Genomic DNA, 16,439 nt, shown 5'->3' with positions numbered 1-16,439 from the left:
TGGTGCCGAGCGGCTATTCGAGGACGACGGTGTGGGAGCCGTCGTACGGGACCAGCTCCCCCACCACCGGCGCGCCCGGCACCTCGCCCGCGATCAGCAGTCCCCCGGAGGTCTGGGCGTCGGCCAGCAGCAGCCGGGTGTCGGCGTCGGTGGTGCCGAACCCGGTGAAGGGGGCGGCCCATTCGAGGTTGCGCCGGGTGCCGCCGCTGACGTAGCCGTCGCGTACGGCCTCGCGGGCGCCGTCCAGGTAGGGCACGGCGGCGGTGTCGAGCACGGCGGTCACCCCGGACGCCTTGGCCAGCTTGTGCAGATGGCCGAGGAGCCCGAACCCGGTGACATCGGTGGCGCAGGTGGCCCCGGCGGCGAGCGCGGCCTCGGACGCCTCGCGGTTGAGCGCGGTCATGGTGGCGACGGCCTGTTCGAAGCGTTCGCCGGTGACCTTGTGCCGGTTGTTGAGCACCCCGAGGCCGAGCGGCTTGGTCAGGGACAGCGGCAGTCCGGGGCGGCCGGTGTCGTTGCGCAGCAGCCGCTCGGGGTCGGCGACGCCGGTGACGGCCATGCCGTACTTGGGCTCCGGGTCGTCCACGCTGTGCCCGCCGCCGACGTGGCAACCGGCCTCGGTGGCGATGTCGAGGCCGCCCCGCAGCACCTCGCGGGCCAGTTCGAAGGGGAGCCGGTCGCGCGGCCAGGCCAGCAGGTTGACGGCGAGCACCGGCCGGCCGCCCATCGCGTACACGTCGGACAGCGCGTTGGCGGCGGCGATGCGCCCCCAGTCGTAGGCGTCGTCCACCACCGGGGTGAAGAAGTCGGCCGTGCACACCATGGCCGTGCCGGACTGTCCGGGCAGGGTGACGACGGCCGCGTCGTCGCCGGTGGCGAGGCCGACCAGCAGGGGGGTGTCGCCCCCGGCGAGCGGGGGCACGGTCAGCCCGCTGACCACCTCCTCCAGCTCACCGGGCGGGATCTTGCAGGCGCAGCCGCCGCCGTGGGCGAACTGCGTGAGTCGGACGGTCGCTTGGCGGGTCGGTGTCATCCTGGTCTCCTGGGGCACTAGCCTGACGAGCGGTGGAGGCGTGTGGGTGCCTGGTGGCCCTCCCGGTCTTCAAAACCGAGGTGCCCGAGGATCTCGGGCAGGCGGGTTCGATTCCCGTCCGCCTCCGTTCCCTCCCCCTGCCGACGGGCCCCCCGGCCGAACGCCGGCCAAGCGTGTCCCCCTCGGCCGCCGTGCCGGGTCGTCCGGCCGCCGTCCGTCCTCGCCACCGCCTTCCGGCTCCGTGCGGCAGCGCCGGTGCTGGTCGTCGACGCGTTCCGTGTGGCCGCGGGTGTCCAGGAACTCCAGCAGCGGTACGGCGACCCGGCGGGTGGTGTCCAGGGCGCGGCGGGCCTCGCTGAGGGTGAAGGGCTGGGGCAGGGTGCGCAGTACGGCGGCGGCCTCGGCGTCGGCGCCGGGCAGCAGCACGATCCCGTCGGCGATCCGCAGCAGGGCCCCGGCGCTCACGGCGGCGGCCAGTGCCCTGCGGTCGAGGCCGAGTTCGGCGAGCCGGCCCGCCTCGGGCGCGCGGAACGGCGCCCGGGCCAGGTCCCGGTGTACGGCGTCCACGGCCGGGGGCAGGGCAGGCCGTGAGGCGTCGGCGGCGTACAACTTGCCTTGTTCCGCGCGGAGTCGGGGCGCCGCCTCGGCCAGCGCGTCGACGAGGGCGCGGTCGGGCAGCCCGAGCAGCCGGCGGGCGGCCTCGGTGGGCAGGCCGGGGTCCAGCGGGTGGGCGCGGGCGTGCCGTTCCACCTCGGCGGCGAGCCGGTCCCCCAGTGCGGTCCAGTACGCGGGGTCGGCCAGCCAGTCGCCCGCGACGGGGTCGGCGGGGGCCGGGACGCCCATGGCGGTGAGGTCGGCGCGGCGGATCAGCCCCCGGCGGCGCAGTTCGGCGGCGCCGTCGGGGCGGCCGGTGAGGGCGGCGAGCTCGGCCGCGCGGGCCCGGCCGGCGCCGCGCCGGGTCAGCCGGGGCGGTCGTACGTCGAGGACCGTGACCCCCTGGGGCGGGCGGCCGCCGCCCGGTTCGCGCAGCGCGGCGCGGTCCCCGACGCGCAGGGGCAGGGGGCGGGCGAGGGTGAGCCGGGCGGTGTCGGGGCCGAGCGGGCGGGCGGTCACCGGCACGGCGGCGGTCCCGATGTGCAGGGTGACCTGGCGGGGCAGCTCGGCCACCGGCTCGCCGGTCACCCGGACGTCGATCACCCCGGTGGTCCGCCAGCGGCCGGGGGTCAGCAGCACCTGGCCCCGGCGCAGATCCGCGTCCCCCTGCCCGTGCACATTGACCGCGACGCGGGCCACCCCGGCGACGGCCGTCCGGTCCTCGTGCAGGCTCTGGAGGCCGCGCACCCGCAGCACCGCCGAGCCGTCCCCGGTCTCCAGCCGGTCGCCGACGCGCAGGGTGCCCGCGCCGAGCGTGCCGGTCACCACGGTGCCGTGCCCGCGCACGGTGAACGCCCGGTCCAGCCACAGCCGTACGTCGGCGTCCGGATCGGGATCGGGCAACTCGCCTGCCAGCGCGGCGAGTTCGGTGCGCAGTGCGTCAAGTCCCGTGCCGGTGACGGCGCTCACCGCGACCGAGGCGACCTTGCCGAGGGAGGTCCGTGCGAGCCGCTGCACGGCGTCGGCGCGCACCGGTCCGGGGTCCGCGAGGTCGCTGCGGGTCACCGCGAGGACGGCGTGCCGGACGCCGAGCGCGTCGAGGACGGCGAGGTGCTCCTGGGACTGGGGCTGCCAGCCCTGGTCGGCGGCGACCACGAACAGCACGGCGGGCACCGGCCCGACCCCCGCGAGCATGGTCGGCACGAAGCGCTCGTGGCCGGGCACGTCCACGAAGGCGAGATCGTCGCCGAGCGCGTCGAGCCGCGTCCAGACGAAGCCCAGGTCGAGGGTGAGGCCCCGGCGGCGCTCCTCCTCGTACCGGTCGGGTTCCATCCCGGTGAGCGCCCTGACCAGGGCGGACTTTCCGTGGTCGACATGCCCGGCGGTGGCGAGGACCCGCATCAGGGCCGCCCCTTCCCGGTGCCCGGACCGTCGCTCGTGCGCACCGCGCGCACGGCCGCCGCGAGCCGTTCATCGTCCTCCGGAGGCACGGCGCGCAGGTCCAGCAGGCAGCGTCCGGCCTCCAGGCGTCCGACCACCGGGGTGCGGCCGGTGCGCAGCGCGGCTGCGTACGGCTCGGGCAGGGACAGCGCCGCACTGGGCAGCCCGACGCCGGGCGCCCCTCCCCCGCCGACCGTGGCGGTGCTCTCGACGGCGCGGGCGTCGATCCCGTGGGCGCCCAGCTCGGCGGCGAGCCGGTCGGCGCGAACCCTGAGGGCGGCGGGGTCGGCGGTCAGGGCACGGGCGGTGGGCGTGGGCGGTCCGGTGAGGGTGGCCTCCAGGGCGGCCAGGGTCAGCTTGTCCACGCGCAGTGCGCGGGCCAGCGGATGCCGGGCGAGGGCGCGCACCAGGTCGCGGTCGCCGAGCAGCAGCCCGCACTGGGGTCCGCCGAGCAGCTTGTCGCCGCTCGCGGTGACGAGGGCGGCGCCCGCGCGCAGCTGGGTGTCGGCGTCGGGCTCCTCGGGCAGGCCCGGCCGCGGGGCGAGCAGTCCGGAGCCGATGTCCACGACGAGCGGGACGCCCAGCGCGGCGAGTTCCCCGGCCTGGGCCGCACGGGTGAAGCCGGTGACGCGGAAGTTGGACGGGTGCACCTTCAGCACGAACCCGGTCTCCGGTCCGATCACCTCGGCGTAGTCGGCGGCGGTGGTCCGGTTCGTCGTGCCCACCTCGCGCAGCCGCGCGCCGGTGGAGACGAGCAGGTCGGGCAGCCGGAAGCCGTCGCCGATCTCCACCATCTCGCCCCGGCTGACGACGATCTCCTTGCCCGTCGCGAGCGCGGTGGCGGCGAGGACCAGGGCGGCGGCGCCGTTGTTGACGACATGGACGCCCCCGGCGGCGGGCACCCGCGCGCGCAGCGCGGCGAGGGCGGAGCGGCCCCGGCGGGCCCGAGCCCCGGTCACCAGGTCCAGCTCCACATCGGTGGGCCCCGCGGCCTCGGTCACGGCCCGCCGGGCGGCGTCCGACAGGGGGGCGCGGCCGAGGTTGGTGTGGAGCAGCACGCCGGTGGCGTTGAGCACCGGGCGCAGTCCGCTCGCGGCGTCGGGGAGCAGGCCCAGGACCGTCTCCGGCACCTGCTCGGGTGCCACCTCCCCGTCCCTGGCCCGCTGCTGCGCCTGCCGTACGGCGTCCTTGACGGCCCCGGCCCCGAGCCGGTCCACGGCCTCGGCCAGCCGGGGGTCGCGCAGCAGGGCGTCGGTACGGGGGATACGGCGGCGGGGGTCGGGGGTGCGGTCGCCGGGGCTCCGGGGGCCGGGGTGCCGGGCGGCAGGGGGCGTCGTACCGGCCGTGTCGGACGTACCAGCCGTACCAACCCTGTCCGTCGTCCCCTCGGCCACGCCCGCCCCCTGTCCCGAGCCGGCCGGATCGCCGCCCGTGCCCGCCGACGGCGGGGTCACCCGCTGTTCCATGCCGCCCTTGCCGCCCTTCCCCTGCAACGGTCCGGCCCGCGCCGCCCCTGGCGGGGTCCGTCCATCGTCTCCCAGTGCCCCGGCGCGACCGTCCGACACGCCGGGGGCACGTTGCGGTGGCCGGGGCAGGGGTACCCGGCGCCGTATGAACGCACGTGATGACCAGCCTCAGGGCCGACAGGAACAGCGGGCCGCGAACCGCCGCAACGAGACGGAGCGCCGACGTGCCGCCGAGTCGGCCGGTAACTCGCCGACGCCGACGCCCACACCCCGCGACATCGCCGAACGCAGCTCCAGGAGCAGGGGCTCCGAAGAGCGGGGCGGCGAGCGGAAGCCGCACTGACCGGCTGACGCACCCGGGTGGCATGCCTGCGTGGCGTGCCTTCACCGGTTCGACGAGGGCCCGCCTCAGGAGCCGTCGCCGCCGTCCCCGCCTTCCGCACCATCGGCGTCCGTCTGCGGCCGGGGCAGCGGCAGGTCGCCAGCGGTCAGGTGTTCGAGGACCTGCACCAGTTCCTGGCACGCCTGCTCCACCGAGCGGCGCGTGTTGCGCTGTTCGGTGATCAGCGCGGCCATCAGCAGCGCGGTGAGCGCCATCGTCCCGTTGAACGCCTGGAGCTTGGCCATGTTCTCGACCGGGGTCAGCCCCCGGAACGCGCCGCTCGCGTCCGTGGCGGCGATGGTGGCGATCACGGACGTGAACAGCGCGCACAGCACGGCGCCCGCGAGCTGGAAGCGCAGGGCGGCCCAGATGATCAGCGGGTAGACCAGGAAGAGCAGGCTGATCGAGCTGTAGGCGGCCACCGGGACGAGTACACAGGTGATGACGGCGAGCGCGGTCGCCTCCCGCCACCGGCCCAGGGACAGCGGCCGGCGCAGCCCGCGCAGCATCAGCAGCAGCGGGGTGACCAGCAGGACGCCCATCGCGTCGCCGACCCACCAGGCGAGCCACACCGGCCAGAAGGCGCCCGCGGCCAGCTTGTCGGCGAGCACGAGCATGCCCACGCCGACGGTCGCGCTGACCGTCATGGCGGCGAGCGCGCCGAGGAACACCAGGGCGAGGCCGTCCCGGAACCGGCTGAGGTCGGGGCGGAAGCGCGCCAGGTGCAGCAGGATCGCCGCGCACACGGGGGCGGCGGTGTTGCCGAAGAGGATGCCGACCAGATCGGGGCCGGGCGGCGAGATGGTCAGGATGAGGGCGAGGGCGCCGAGGGTGATGCCGGGCCAGCAGCCGATGCCGAGGATCAGCAGGGCGGCGACGGCGACGCCGGTCGGCGGGTAGATCGGGGTGAAGACGGCGCTCCCCACGGTCAGCTCGCGCAGCAGACCGAGGCGGGCGGAGCCGTAGTAGAGGGCCGCGACGGCGAGCACCTGGACGGCATAGCCGCCCGGCCGGCGCAGTTCCGCGATACCCACCACAGCAGCCATCTCACACCGCCCGGCGCGACCCGGCGAGGCGAGAGCGCCCGGGTCCGGCCCTCTGGCTGACATGAGGGCCGCTACGGCCGCAAGGGCCCGTCGAGTCCGACGACGAGTACGGCGGCGTCGTCCTCGTGTCCGACGCTCTCGGCGCCCTTGATCACGGCGGCGGCCAGCGCATGGCTCTCCAGGCCCGCGACGGCGGCTATGCCCGCCAGCCGGGTCACCTGCTCCAGGCCGTCCTCGACGTCGAGCGAGGGGCCCTCCACCACGCCGTCGGTGAGCAGCACGAACAGCCCGCCGGTGGTCAGCCGGTGCCGGGTCACCGGGTATTCGACGCCTCGCTGGATGCCGAGCGGCGGCCCGCACTCGTCGTCGGCGACCCCGGATCTGCCGTCCGCGGTGGCCCACACGAAGGGGATGTGGCCGGCGCGGGCGCTCTCCATCGCGCCGCTGGCCGGGTCGAGCCGCATGAAGGTGCAGGTGGCGAAGAGCTCGCTGCCGAGGGAGAGCAGCAGGTCGTTGGTGCGGGCGAGCAGTTCGCCGGGCTCGCCGGTGGCGAAGGCGAGGGCGCGCAGCCCGGCCCGGACCTGGCCCATGAACGCGGCGGCCTCGATGTTGTGCCCCTGCACGTCCCCGATGGCCAGCCCGATCCGGCCGTCGGGCAGCGGAAAGGCGTCGTACCAGTCGCCGCCCACGTTGAGGCCGTAGCAGGCGGGCGCGTAGCGGACCGCCAGGTGCAGTCCGGGGGCGCCGGGCAGGTCCCGCGGCAGCATGCCGCGCTGCAAGGCGATGGCCAGCTCGACCTGGGTGCGCTGGAGTTCCGCCCGCTCGCGCGCCTGGGCGGTGAGCGAACCGAGTCTGGCCAGCAGTGCGTCGCCGTCGTCGGTGGAACGCTTGCGGGGCATCGGCTCACTTCCGGCGGAGGGTGCCCACCCGGACGGCCGCCCCCGGGGAGGACGGCTGCCCGAACCACGGCTGCCCGGACTATTGGCAAACGCCTCGATTTTACCTGGATTGCCCCAACTCGGCGCGGCCCGGTGGGCGGACCCCACAGGCCCGGTGGGCGGACCCCTCAGGCCAGTGGGCAGGCCGCACAGGCACGGCGGGCAGACCGCTCAGTGGGCGTCGGAGTCGATTCCGGTGATCACCGCGGGCCCCAGCGGCGCGCTGCGTTCGTCCAGGCCCGCGTCGCGCAGCGCGGAGTCCGCGAGCCGCCGGGCCTCCTCCTCGGCGTGCGGACCGGTGTCGGCCTCGACGGTCAGACGGAGGGTGAAGGTGTTGTCGTCGTTGACGTTGAGCACGTCCAGGTCCTCGCTGCTGCCCATCCGGGTGCCGTGCGGGTCCACGGGGCGCAGCGCTCGGGTCAGTTGGGTCCGGGTGTCCGCGCCGACCCCGGTGGTGAAGGTGCCGGGGACGCTGATCAGGTAGGTCGTCATGACGGTCCTTTCCTCGGGCGTCCCCTCGACTACCCCGTTTCCCGGCCTTCGCACGGCCGGGAAGGGTGATCGGCTTCTTACGGACTCCTCACCGGGTCCGGGCGCTCACAGCGGGGAGTGGGCCACCGCCGTGACGTAGGCGCCGAAGAACAGGGACACCAGGGTGAGCGCGCCGTAGACGAGGGCCGCCTGGACCGGTCGCGCCCGCCAGGACCGGGCGAGGGCGCGGGCCATGGGGATGAGCAGCGGGAAGGCCGGGAGCAGGAAGCGGGGCTTGGAGGAGAAGGACCCCGAGCCGCCGAGCACGAGCAGGATCAGCACCCCGGCGAAGACGACCAGGACCAGCGGGGCGCGCTCCAGGCACAGCAGCGCGAACAGCAGCACTCCGGCGGCCACGACCAGCAGCGCGACGGTGTAGACGACACCGCCGCCGTGCAGCAGCAGGGCCTTGACGAAGCGGGCCGCGCCGACGCCGAAGTCGAAGCGGGAGTCCCAGGCGCTCTGCACCTTGAAGTAGCCGCCGAACAGATTGCCGACCTGGGTGCCGACCCACAGCACATAGCCGAGGAAGCCCAGCGGGGCGAGGGCGGCACCGGCCCATACCCGCCAGGAGACCCGGCCGCGGGCGCGCCACACCTCGTACACCGCGGCGAGGGCGACCGCGCCGGCCACCGCGAAGCCGCTGGGCCGGGCGAGGCCCGCGAGCGCGGCCAGCGCCCCGGCCCAGAGCCAGCGGCGCTTGAGCACGCAGTACAGGGACCAGATGGCGAGGGCGGCGAACAGCGACTCGGTGTAGGCGATGGTCAGCTCGACGGCGTGCGGCATGACCGCCCACAGGCCGACCAGCGCGGTGGCCACGCCCCGGCCGTGGAGCAGATGCCCGATGACGTAGACGCCGTAGGCGGCCACGCCCGCGGCGAGCCAGGAGATGAGCAGCGCGGCCTGGCCCGGAGTGAGCGGCAGCACGGTGGTGAGCGCTCGGATAAGCGCCGGGTAGAGCGGGAAGAACGCCCAGTCGGTCTGGACGGCGCCCTGCGGGGTGATCCACATCTTGTGGCCGTAGCCCTGGGCGGCGATGTGCAGGTACCAGCGGGAGTCCCAGGAGTGGGCGAGGGTCCTGACCAGCGGGTGCCCGCGCAGGGCGTTGGTGAGGATCACCGCGAGGATCCCGGCGAGCCGGACGCAGGCGAACAACACGAGGGCCGGGACCGCCCCTTCGGGGATGCCGCGGCGGGCGATCCGGGGCAGGTCGAAGCGGCCTGCGGGGCGGGACGGGGCGGCCGGTTCGGGCCGGGGAACGGAGGAGGTGCTCACGCTTTTGACCTTGGGCACGCCGGGTAAGACGTGCAAACCACGACTCGGGTTTCTTACGTACTTCCACCCTGAATCAGGAATTGGTCAAGGAATGGGTGTAATTCCCTTACAGTCCCTTCCGCGGCGGCTCGAACTCGTCTTCGGGGACCCCCGTACGGGCCCCCAAAAAGGCCCCGTAGGGTGTGGTTATCATATGAGCGCTGCCTAGCTCGAAAGATGGATCGGACCTGTGACTGTCAACGACGACTCGTTCACCAACTGGAAGAACCGCGAGGAGATCGCGGAGTCGATGATCCCGCTCATCGGGAAGCTGCACCGCGAGCGGGACGTGACCGTCCTGCTGCACAGCCGCTCCCTGGTGAACAAGTCGGTGGTCAGCATCCTCAAGACGCACCGTTTCGCCCGGCAGATCGCCGGCCAGGAGCTGTCCGTCACCGAGACGATGCCCTTCCTGAAGGCCCTGACCGCCCTGGACCTCGGCCCCTCCCAGATCGACCTGGGCATGCTCGCCACCCTCCACCAGGCCGACGAACGCGGCCTCAGCGTCGAGGAGTTCACCGCCGAGGCGGTCGCCGGTGCCACCGGCGCCAACAAGATCGAGCGGCGCGAGCCGCGCGATGTGGTGCTGTACGGCTTCGGCCGCATCGGCCGGCTCGTGGCCCGGCTGCTGATCGAGAAGGCCGGCTCCGGCAACGGGCTGCGCCTGCGGGCCATCGTGGTGCGCGGCGGCGGCGCCCAGGACATCGTCAAGCGCGCCTCGCTGCTGCGGCGCGACTCGATCCACGGCCAGTTCCAGGGCACCATCACGGTGGACGAGGACAACAGCACGATCGTCGCCAACGGCAACGCCATCAAGGTGATCTACGCCGACGACCCGTCGCACGTGGACTACACCGAGTACGGCATCCGCGACGCCATCCTCATCGACAACACCGGCAAGTGGCGTGACCGCGAGGGCCTGTCCAAGCACCTGCGCCCCGGCATCGACAAGGTCGTGCTGACCGCGCCCGGCAAGGGCGACGTCCCGAACATCGTGCACGGCGTCAACCACGACACCATCAAGCCGGACGAGCAGATCCTGTCCTGCGCCTCCTGCACCACCAACGCGATCGTCCCGCCGCTGAAGGCCATGGACGACGAGTACGGCGTGCTGCGCGGCCACGTGGAGACGGTCCACTCGTTCACCAACGACCAGAACCTGCTGGACAATTACCACAAGGCCGAGCGCCGCGGCCGCTCCGCGCCGCTGAACATGGTGATCACCGAGACCGGTGCCGCCTCCGCGGTGGCGAAGGCGCTGCCCGACCTCAAGGCGCCGATCTCCGGCAGCTCGATCCGCGTCCCGGTGCCGGACGTCTCGATCGCGATCCTCAACCTCCAGCTGGCCCGCGCGACCAGCCGCGAGGAGGTCCACGACTACCTGCGCGACGTCTCGCTGACCTCCCCGCTCAAGCGCCAGATCGACTTCACCACGGCGCCCGACGCGGTCTCCAGCGACTTCATCGGCTCGCGCCACGCCTCGATCGTGGACGCCGGCGCGCTGAAGGTCGACGGCGACAACGCGATCCTCTACCTCTGGTACGACAACGAGTTCGGCTACTCCTGCCAGGTCGTCCGGGTCGTGCAGTACGTGTCGGGCGTGGAGTACCCGACGTACCCGGCGACGGCGGTCTGACCGCACCAGCCCCAGCTTCTGGCGCCCGACGTCTGGCGCCCGGCGCCTCCGCGGCCGCCGACCGGAGTCCTCCGGTCGGCGGCCGTTCGTGTACCCCTCCTCAGGATGCCTTCGCGGTCCAAGGATTTGCCTATGACCTATAGGAAACTGCATAATCATCATCGGCAAGAGGAAGGAAGCTGATGGTGCGTGCGGGACTGACCACGGAGCGGCTGGTCCGAGCGGGCGCGGAGCTCGCCGACGAGGTGGGCTTCGAGCAGGTGACCGTGTCGGCACTGGCCCGGCGGTTCGACGTCAAGGCGGCGAGCCTGTACTCACACCTGGAGAGTTCGCGGGACCTCAAGACCCGGATCGCGCTGCTCGCCCTCGCGGAGCTGGCCGACCGCGCCGCCGAGGCGCTCGCCGGACGGTCCGGCAAGGACGCGCTCGGCGCCTTCGCGGACGTCTACCGCGACTACGCCCTCGCCCACCCCGGCCGCTACACCGCGGCCCGGTACCCGCTGGACCCCGAGACCGCCGCCGCGAGCGCGGGCCCCCGGCACGCCCAGCTGACCCGCGCGATCCTGCGCGGCTACGACCTGCCCGAGCCCGAGCAGACCCACGCGGTGCGCCTGCTGGGCAGCGTGTTCCACGGCTACGTCAGCCTGGAGACGGCCGGCGGTTTCGCGCACAGCGCCCCCGGCTCCCAGGAGTCCTGGACGCGGATCGTGGACGCCCTGGACTCCCTGCTGCGCAACTGGCCCGCCCGCTGAGCCGACTTCCTCCTACGAAACACAGGCCGACATGACGTACACCACCGCCCTCACCTCCGACCTCATACGCGGCGCCCTCGACCTGGAGCGCACCGAGCGGGGACTGCTGCCGCACCGGCTGCCCGCGCGGGCCCGCGCCCAGTGCGCCGACCCCCAGCTCGCCCTGGCCGAGTCCCAGCCCGCGGGCGTACGGCTGGTGTTCCGCACCCGCGCCACCACCGTCGAGCTGGACACCCTGCCGACCAAACGGGTCTACCTCGGCGCTCCCCCGCGCCCCGACGGGGTGTACGACCTGCTGCTGGACGGGCGTCCGGCGGGCAGCGCCACCGCGGCCGGGGGCGACACCCTCACCATCGACATGGCCACCGGGAGCACGGAGCACACGCCGGGCCCGGTCGCGACCGTACGGTTCACCGGGCTGCCGGACACGCCGAAGGACGTGGAGATCTGGCTGCCGCACAACGAGCGGACCGAGCTGGTGGCGCTGCGCACCGACGCCCCGGTGACGGCCGTGCCGGACCGGGGCCGCAGGGTGTGGCTGCACCACGGCAGTTCGATCAGCCACGGTTCCGACGCCGCGAGCCCCACGACCACCTGGCCGGCGCTGGCCGCCGCGCTGGGCGGGGTCGAGCTGGTCAACCTCGGCCTCGGGGGCAGCGCGCTGCTCGACCCGTTCACCGCACGCGCGCTGCGGGACACGCCGGCCGACCTGATCAGCGTCAAGCTCGGCATCAACGTCGTCAACAGCGACCTGATGCGGCTGCGTGCCTTCGGGCCCGCGGTGCACGGGTTCCTGGACACGATCCGGGAGGGGCACCCGGACACCCCGCTGCTCGTCGTCTCGCCGGTGCTGTGCCCGATGCACGAGGACACGCCGGGGCCGACCGCCTGGGATCTCGCCGCGCTCGGCGAGGGCCGGCTCGCCTTCCGGGCGGCCGGGGACCCGGCGGAGACGGCGGCCGGCAAGCTCACGCTCGGGGTGATCCGGGCGGAGCTGGCGCGCATCGTGCGGGAGCGGTCGGCCGAGGACGACCGGCTGTTCCACCTCGACGGGCGCGAGCTGTACGGCGAGGCGGACTTCGCCGAGCTGCCGCTGCCGGACGGGCTCCACCCGGACACCGCGGCGCACCGCAGGATCGGTGAGCGGTTCGCTGGGCTGGCCTTCGGCGCGGGGGGTGCGTTCGCGGGCGGGGAATGACGGGCCGACGGTGCCTCGCGGCCGGTGGGGCGGTCCCCCGTGTCCCGCAGGGGAACCGCCCCACCGTCGGGCGCGGGGCACCGTCGCCCGCGCAGGGCTACGGGACGAGGTGGGCGAAGACCACCAGGTTGTCGGTGTAGTCCTTCGCCGTGTGGTCGTAGTCGCCCGCGCACGTGATGAGGCGGGCCTCGGGGCGCGGTGTGTCGGCGTAGACGCGGTCGCTCGGGAAGTCGTCCTTGGCGAAGGTCTCGGCGCTGTCCACCACGAAGTTCGCGGTCCGTCCGTCGGCCCGCTCCACGGAGAAGCGGTCACCGGTGTCCAGCTGGTCGAGGTTGACGAAGACGGCCGCGGAGACCTTCGTGTCCACGTGCCCGGCGATGATGGCGGTGCCCTTCTCGCCGGGCGCGGCGCCCTTGGCGTACCAGCCGACGAGATTGGTGTCCGCCGCGGGCGGCGGCTCCAGCTGCCCCGTGGGGGCGAGCGTCAGCTGGGTGAAGGGGGCGTCGACGCCGATCTTCGGGATGACCAGCCGGGTCGGCTCCGACCGGGGCAGCCCGACGGCCGCCGGGGGCAGCCCGGCAGTTTCCGACGGCCGCCCGGTGGAGCTGGCCCCGGAGGCCGGGGTCGCCCGCGGCGCCGGGAGCGACCCGTGGTGCCCGCCGAACATGCTGACGGCGAGGAAGAGGAGCGCCACCCCCCAGAGCATCAGCCGCCCGCCGCGAGCGGCACCTGGCGCGTCCGGCTCCGGTTCGGGGGGCTGCGCGGAGGACGGATCCGCTGCCATCGGACATCACCTCACTGGGACACGGCGGTACGGGGATCGGTCGTGACGGCGGTGGTTCCGCCCGCCCCGTGAGGGGCACACGCCGCCGGCGCCGTCGGTGCGCCGGCGGCGTCCGCAGCCGGGTCAGGCAGCCGGCTGCGCGGCCTTCTTGCGGCGCAGGGCGTACATGCCCGCCGCGCCGACGCCGAGGACCGCGAGGCCGCCCGCGGTGACACCGGGGCCGGCGAGCGCGCCGCCACCGGTGTGCATACCGCCGCGCGGCTTGCCGCCGCCGTCCGAGCCGCCGCCCCAGTCGCTGCCGCTGTCGTCGCCGCCCTTGCCGCGACCGCCGCCACCACTGTCGTCGTCGCCGCCCTTGCTCCGGCCGCCGCCACCGCCCTCGTCGTCACCGCCCTTGCCGCGACCACCGCCGCCGCTGTAGTCGTCCCCGCCCTTGCCCCGGCCGCCGCCACCGCCCTCGTCGCTGCCGCCCTTGCCGCCGCCGTCGTCCTTGTACGTCTCGGGGTCGAACCGGACGTCACCGCCGCTGTCGGTGCGCAGCACGGTGGCGAGCGCTCCGCCACCCGTGTGCATTCCGCCGCGGGGCCGGTCGTGTCCGCGGTCGTTGTCGCCTCCGCTGCCGTTGTCTTGGTCCCGGTCGGAACCCTTGTCGTGGTCACCGCCGGAGTCACTGCTGTGCGAGGAGTCCCCACGGCCCGAGTCGTGCCCGGCCGGGACCGCGAACGCGGCGCCGGGCGTGGCGAAGGCCAGGGCGGCCGCGGCGGCTGCCGTGGCCAGGAGGGTACGGGCAGAACGCATCGTGTTGTCCTTCCGCCGTGACCGGGCAGCGGACGCCTCATCAGCTGGATGGACCCGGTCCCGACATGAACCACCGTCAGTGAGGCCCCCGGATCCCACCATCCGGGCCGCCCAGCCGTGTCACCGGCCCACCCGTCTGCCCCAGTGCGCCCCGCCCCGGACCCCTCGTCCGGGTCAATGGGTACGGCCGGGAAAGGTTCGTCACCCACCCTTGTTATGACAGTCGTCATAGCGCAGTCTGGTGCCGGACGGTACGACAGCACACGGCCGACGGCGGCCGAGGCGGTGGGAGGCAGCAGTGGCGGACGGGATGGCGCGGGCCCTGTGGGAGCGCTACGAACCGGTGCACGACCTGGTGTACTTCGCGCCGCAGGCGCACGACGCGGCGCGGGCGCTCGGCCTGCGCGGCTACTGGATGGGCTACTTCGCGCTGCGCGCCGCCCCGCTCGGCGCGGTCTCCCCCGCCGTCGTGACGAGCTGCTTCTACGTCTTCCACCCCGCCCGTGTCGCCAGGGCGCTGCCGGACGCCTGGGGGTACGCGGCACCCGAGCGGGTCCTCGCGGCCCGCGAGGACGCCATGGACGCGGCGATGACCGCGCTGTACGGACCGGAGGTCACCGGCTCGGCCGACTTCACCGAGGCCGCCGACCTCGCCTGGGAGGCCGCGGCTGCCGCGGACACCGCGGGCCGGGTGCTGGCCGCCGCAAATCAGGCGCTGGAGCGCCCGCGGCGGGCCACGGCCCGGCTGTGGCAGGCGCTGACCACCCTGCGCGAGCACCGGGGCGACGGGCATGTCGCGGTGCTGGTGGGCCAGGGGCTCGGGCCGGTCGAGGCGATGGTGCTCAAGGCGGCGGCCGGCGAGTCGGACGCCGGGTTCCTGCGCGAGACCCGCCAGTGGGAGCAGGGCGACTGGACGGCGGCCGGTGGCCGGCTGACGCAGCGCGGGCTGCTCGCCGAGGACGGCTCGCTCACCCCGGCCGGGGCGGCGGTGCGCGCGGAGGTGGAGGCACTGACCGACGCGGCGGCCGAGAGCCCCTGGCGGGCCCTCGGCCCGGAGCGCACCGCCCGCCTCGCCGCCCTGCTGGATCCGCTGGCCCGCGCGGTGCGGGACTCGGATCTCCTGCCGCCCGGCAATCCGGTGGGCCTGCCCGCGCGGGCGATCCCGGTCGGCGGCTGACGGTACGGCGGCTGACGGTACGGCAGGCGCCTCGTGTGGCCCCTTCGCGCACTCCCGCCGCCCGCGCGGTGCCGGCCCGCGCGCGAGGCCCCGCCGAACGGCCGAAAAGCGTCGTAGCAACGCTCGAAGTAACCCCTCCTGACCAGATGTCGTGCGCCGTACTCTGAAGCCGTGGTCACGCGAGACGAGGATCCTGGGCAGGCGGCGTCCCGGCTCACCGGGCGCCCGGCCGGTGCGGCGCGGGGGGCGTCCGGCTCGCCCGCGGAGGTACTGCTGGACGACGGCACACCGGTGATGGTCAAGCGCGGCGACGGCCCCGGTGCGGTGCGCGCCGAGGTGGCGGGGCTGCGCTGGCTGGCCGCGGCGGGCGCCGTACGGGTGCCGGCGGTGCTCGGGCACGACGAGCACTGGCTGGTCACCGAGCGGGTGGCGGCCGGGCACCCCGACGCGAAGGCGGCGTTCCGTTTCGGTCAGGCCCTGGCCGCCCTGCACGCGTCCGGCGCGCCCCGGTTCGGTTCGGCGCCGCCCGGCGGGCCGCAGGACGCGTACATCGGCCTGGCGCCCATGCGCAACGCCGAGGGCGCCAAGTGGTCCGGCTGGTACGCCGAGCACCGGGTGCTGCCGTATGTGCGCGGGGCAGTGGAGCGCGGGGTGCTGCGGCCGGGCGAGGCGGCGGTGTTCGAGCGGGTCTGCGCGCGGCTGCCGGAGCTGGCGGGGCCCGCGGAGCCGCCCGCGCGGCTGCACGGCGACCTGTGGAGCGGCAATGTGCTCTGGGGTGCCGACGGTGAGGTGCGGCTCATCGACCCGGCCGCGCACGGCGGGCACCGGGAGACCGATCTGGCGATGCTTCAGCTGTTCGGCTGCCCCCATCTCGAACGCGTCCTCGCGGGGTACGAGGAGTCGGCGCCGCTCGCCGACGGCTGGCGCGGGCGCGTCGGCGTGCACCAGCTCTTTCCGCTGCTCGTGCACGCGGTGCTGTTCGGACGCGGCTACGCGGAGCAGGCACTGTCCGTGGCGCGCGGGGCACTCGCTGTGTGAGCGCGGCGCCCGGCGGCGCGGTGGAACGCCCCCCTCCGCGCCGTGGTCACGCAGCGTAAGGAAACCAATCACCCGTTCGATTCGTATAAGGACGTGAAAGCCGAACCAGGGAGAGACCATGCAACCGTTCACGCTCAACTACGCGCGCCCGGCTGTGCAGTTGGAAGTAACCGTTCCGTACGCGTACGACTCCGGACTGCAGTTGAACGTCCTCCCGGACGGGCGGATCGCCGCGACGGACCACGCGACCCTGCGCGCGCTGGGAACCACGACCTCGACCGCCGGTTCCAAGACGCACTTCGACGACTGAGC

The 16,439-nt window shown here is 74.5% G+C and carries 15 protein-coding genes, 1 tRNA gene and 1 pseudogene; 8 read left to right on the top strand and 9 right to left on the bottom strand.

The window, feature by feature from the left end; genetic code table 11:
* Positions 1-13: 13 nt before the first annotated feature.
* Complete coding sequence (gene selD / locus ACE4Q9_RS30985) at positions 14-1,033, bottom strand: selenide, water dikinase SelD (RefSeq protein ID WP_397987826.1); 1,020 nt, start codon at positions 1,031-1,033, stop codon at positions 14-16.
* 34 nt (positions 1,034-1,067) lie between these two features.
* Between selD and ACE4Q9_RS30980 the strand changes: the two genes are divergently transcribed.
* Positions 1,068-1,160: transfer RNA gene (locus ACE4Q9_RS30980), tRNA-Sec, on the top strand.
* A 110-nt stretch (positions 1,161-1,270) separates the two neighbouring features.
* Here ACE4Q9_RS30980 and ACE4Q9_RS30975 read toward each other — a convergent pair.
* Positions 1,271-3,028 (bottom strand): annotated as a pseudogene (locus ACE4Q9_RS30975) (SelB C-terminal domain-containing protein); the annotation flags it as partial.
* Positions 3,028-4,533, bottom strand: coding sequence for an L-seryl-tRNA(Sec) selenium transferase (gene selA / locus ACE4Q9_RS30970; protein ID WP_397987825.1), 1,506 nt, complete (start codon positions 4,531-4,533; stop codon positions 3,028-3,030). The gene selA and the pseudogene ACE4Q9_RS30975, both read right to left, overlap by 1 nt.
* Positions 4,534-4,678: 145 nt before the next feature.
* On the opposite strand from selA, the gene ACE4Q9_RS30965 reads away from it, so the two are divergent.
* Positions 4,679-4,876, top strand: a complete 198-nt coding sequence (locus ACE4Q9_RS30965; protein ID WP_397987824.1) for a hypothetical protein — start codon at positions 4,679-4,681, stop codon at positions 4,874-4,876.
* 65 nt (positions 4,877-4,941) lie between these two features.
* On the opposite strand, the gene ACE4Q9_RS30960 is transcribed toward ACE4Q9_RS30965, so the two are convergent.
* From ACE4Q9_RS30960 to ACE4Q9_RS30945, 4 genes are all read right to left on the bottom strand, one after another.
* A complete protein-coding gene (locus tag ACE4Q9_RS30960) occupies positions 4,942-5,961 on the bottom strand; it encodes an MASE1 domain-containing protein (RefSeq protein WP_397987823.1) in 1,020 nt (339 codons plus the stop codon).
* 71 nt (positions 5,962-6,032) lie between these two features.
* Entirely contained in the window at positions 6,033-6,860 is an 828-nt protein-coding gene (locus ACE4Q9_RS30955) for a PP2C family protein-serine/threonine phosphatase (protein ID WP_397987822.1), read from the bottom strand.
* Positions 6,861-7,070: 210 nt separating this feature from the next.
* On the bottom strand, positions 7,071-7,391 hold the full coding sequence (locus ACE4Q9_RS30950) for a hypothetical protein (protein ID WP_397987821.1): 321 nt from the start codon (positions 7,389-7,391) through the stop codon (positions 7,071-7,073).
* Between the two features lie 105 nt (positions 7,392-7,496).
* Positions 7,497-8,705 carry a hypothetical protein gene (locus ACE4Q9_RS30945; protein ID WP_397987820.1) on the bottom strand — a complete coding sequence of 403 codons (1,209 nt, stop codon included), beginning with the start codon at positions 8,703-8,705 and terminating at the stop codon, positions 7,497-7,499.
* 229 nt (positions 8,706-8,934) lie between these two features.
* Between ACE4Q9_RS30945 and ACE4Q9_RS30940 the strand changes: the two genes are divergently transcribed.
* From ACE4Q9_RS30940 to ACE4Q9_RS30930, 3 genes are all read left to right on the top strand, one after another.
* Positions 8,935-10,380 (top strand): glyceraldehyde-3-phosphate dehydrogenase, encoded by a 1,446-nt coding sequence (locus ACE4Q9_RS30940; protein ID WP_397987819.1) that lies wholly within the window; start codon positions 8,935-8,937, stop codon positions 10,378-10,380.
* 182 nt (positions 10,381-10,562) lie between these two features.
* Positions 10,563-11,132: a TetR/AcrR family transcriptional regulator gene (locus tag ACE4Q9_RS30935; RefSeq protein WP_397987818.1), complete on the top strand. Its 570-nt coding sequence runs from the start codon at positions 10,563-10,565 to the stop codon at positions 11,130-11,132.
* A gap of 31 nt (positions 11,133-11,163) precedes the next feature.
* Positions 11,164-12,330, top strand: a complete 1,167-nt coding sequence (locus ACE4Q9_RS30930; protein WP_397987817.1) for a GDSL-type esterase/lipase family protein — start codon at positions 11,164-11,166, stop codon at positions 12,328-12,330.
* 97 nt (positions 12,331-12,427) lie between these two features.
* Here the strand turns inward: ACE4Q9_RS30930 and ACE4Q9_RS30925 are convergent, their stop codons facing one another.
* Both ACE4Q9_RS30925 and ACE4Q9_RS30920 read right to left on the bottom strand, forming a co-directional pair.
* Complete coding sequence (locus ACE4Q9_RS30925) at positions 12,428-13,114, bottom strand: class F sortase (RefSeq protein ID WP_397987816.1); 687 nt, start codon at positions 13,112-13,114, stop codon at positions 12,428-12,430.
* 123 nt (positions 13,115-13,237) lie between these two features.
* Positions 13,238-13,912 carry a hypothetical protein gene (locus tag ACE4Q9_RS30920; protein WP_397987815.1) on the bottom strand — a complete coding sequence of 225 codons (675 nt, stop codon included), beginning with the start codon at positions 13,910-13,912 and terminating at the stop codon, positions 13,238-13,240.
* A gap of 298 nt (positions 13,913-14,210) precedes the next feature.
* Here ACE4Q9_RS30920 and ACE4Q9_RS30915 point away from each other — a divergent pair, with 298 nt between their 5' ends.
* The 3 genes from ACE4Q9_RS30915 (at position 14,211) to tgmA (ending at position 16,437) form a co-directional block, all read left to right on the top strand.
* Positions 14,211-15,089, top strand: a complete 879-nt coding sequence (locus ACE4Q9_RS30915) for a hypothetical protein (RefSeq protein WP_397987814.1) — start codon at positions 14,211-14,213, stop codon at positions 15,087-15,089.
* A gap of 171 nt (positions 15,090-15,260) precedes the next feature.
* Positions 15,261-16,127 (top strand): fructosamine kinase family protein, encoded by an 867-nt coding sequence (locus tag ACE4Q9_RS30910; protein WP_397987813.1) that lies wholly within the window; start codon positions 15,261-15,263, stop codon positions 16,125-16,127.
* 118 nt (positions 16,128-16,245) lie between these two features.
* On the top strand, positions 16,246-16,437 hold the full coding sequence (tgmA, locus tag ACE4Q9_RS30905; RefSeq protein WP_046416733.1) for a putative ATP-grasp-modified RiPP: 192 nt from the start codon (positions 16,246-16,248) through the stop codon (positions 16,435-16,437).
* Positions 16,438-16,439: the final 2 nt, after the last annotated feature.

Source organism: Streptomyces sp. AM6-12 (genome assembly GCF_044327085.1).
GTDB lineage: Bacteria > Actinomycetota > Actinomycetes > Streptomycetales > Streptomycetaceae > Streptomyces.
Note: the sequence above shows the minus strand (reverse complement) of the source record. Positions and strands in the feature narration are given on the sequence as shown.

Bases quoted from the DNA above. Each gene is read 5' to 3' on its own strand.
- selD (WP_397987826.1), bottom strand. From the start codon at position 1,033: ATGACACCGACCCGCCAAGCGACCGTCCGACTCACGCAGTTCGCCCAC.
- selA (WP_397987825.1), bottom strand. From the start codon at position 4,533: ATGGAACAGCGGGTGACCCCGCCGTCGGCGGGCACGGGCGGCGATCCG.
- ACE4Q9_RS30965 (WP_397987824.1), top strand. From the start codon at position 4,679: ATGAACGCACGTGATGACCAGCCTCAGGGCCGACAGGAACAGCGGGCC.
- ACE4Q9_RS30960 (WP_397987823.1), bottom strand. From the start codon at position 5,961: ATGGCTGCTGTGGTGGGTATCGCGGAACTGCGCCGGCCGGGCGGCTAT.
- ACE4Q9_RS30955 (WP_397987822.1), bottom strand. From the start codon at position 6,860: ATGCCCCGCAAGCGTTCCACCGACGACGGCGACGCACTGCTGGCCAGA.
- ACE4Q9_RS30950 (WP_397987821.1), bottom strand. From the start codon at position 7,391: ATGACGACCTACCTGATCAGCGTCCCCGGCACCTTCACCACCGGGGTC.
- ACE4Q9_RS30935 (WP_397987818.1), top strand. From the start codon at position 10,563: ATGGTGCGTGCGGGACTGACCACGGAGCGGCTGGTCCGAGCGGGCGCG.
- ACE4Q9_RS30930 (WP_397987817.1), top strand. From the start codon at position 11,164: ATGACGTACACCACCGCCCTCACCTCCGACCTCATACGCGGCGCCCTC.
- ACE4Q9_RS30925 (WP_397987816.1), bottom strand. From the start codon at position 13,114: ATGGCAGCGGATCCGTCCTCCGCGCAGCCCCCCGAACCGGAGCCGGAC.
- ACE4Q9_RS30920 (WP_397987815.1), bottom strand. From the start codon at position 13,912: ATGCGTTCTGCCCGTACCCTCCTGGCCACGGCAGCCGCCGCGGCCGCC.
- tgmA (WP_046416733.1), top strand. From the start codon at position 16,246: ATGCAACCGTTCACGCTCAACTACGCGCGCCCGGCTGTGCAGTTGGAA.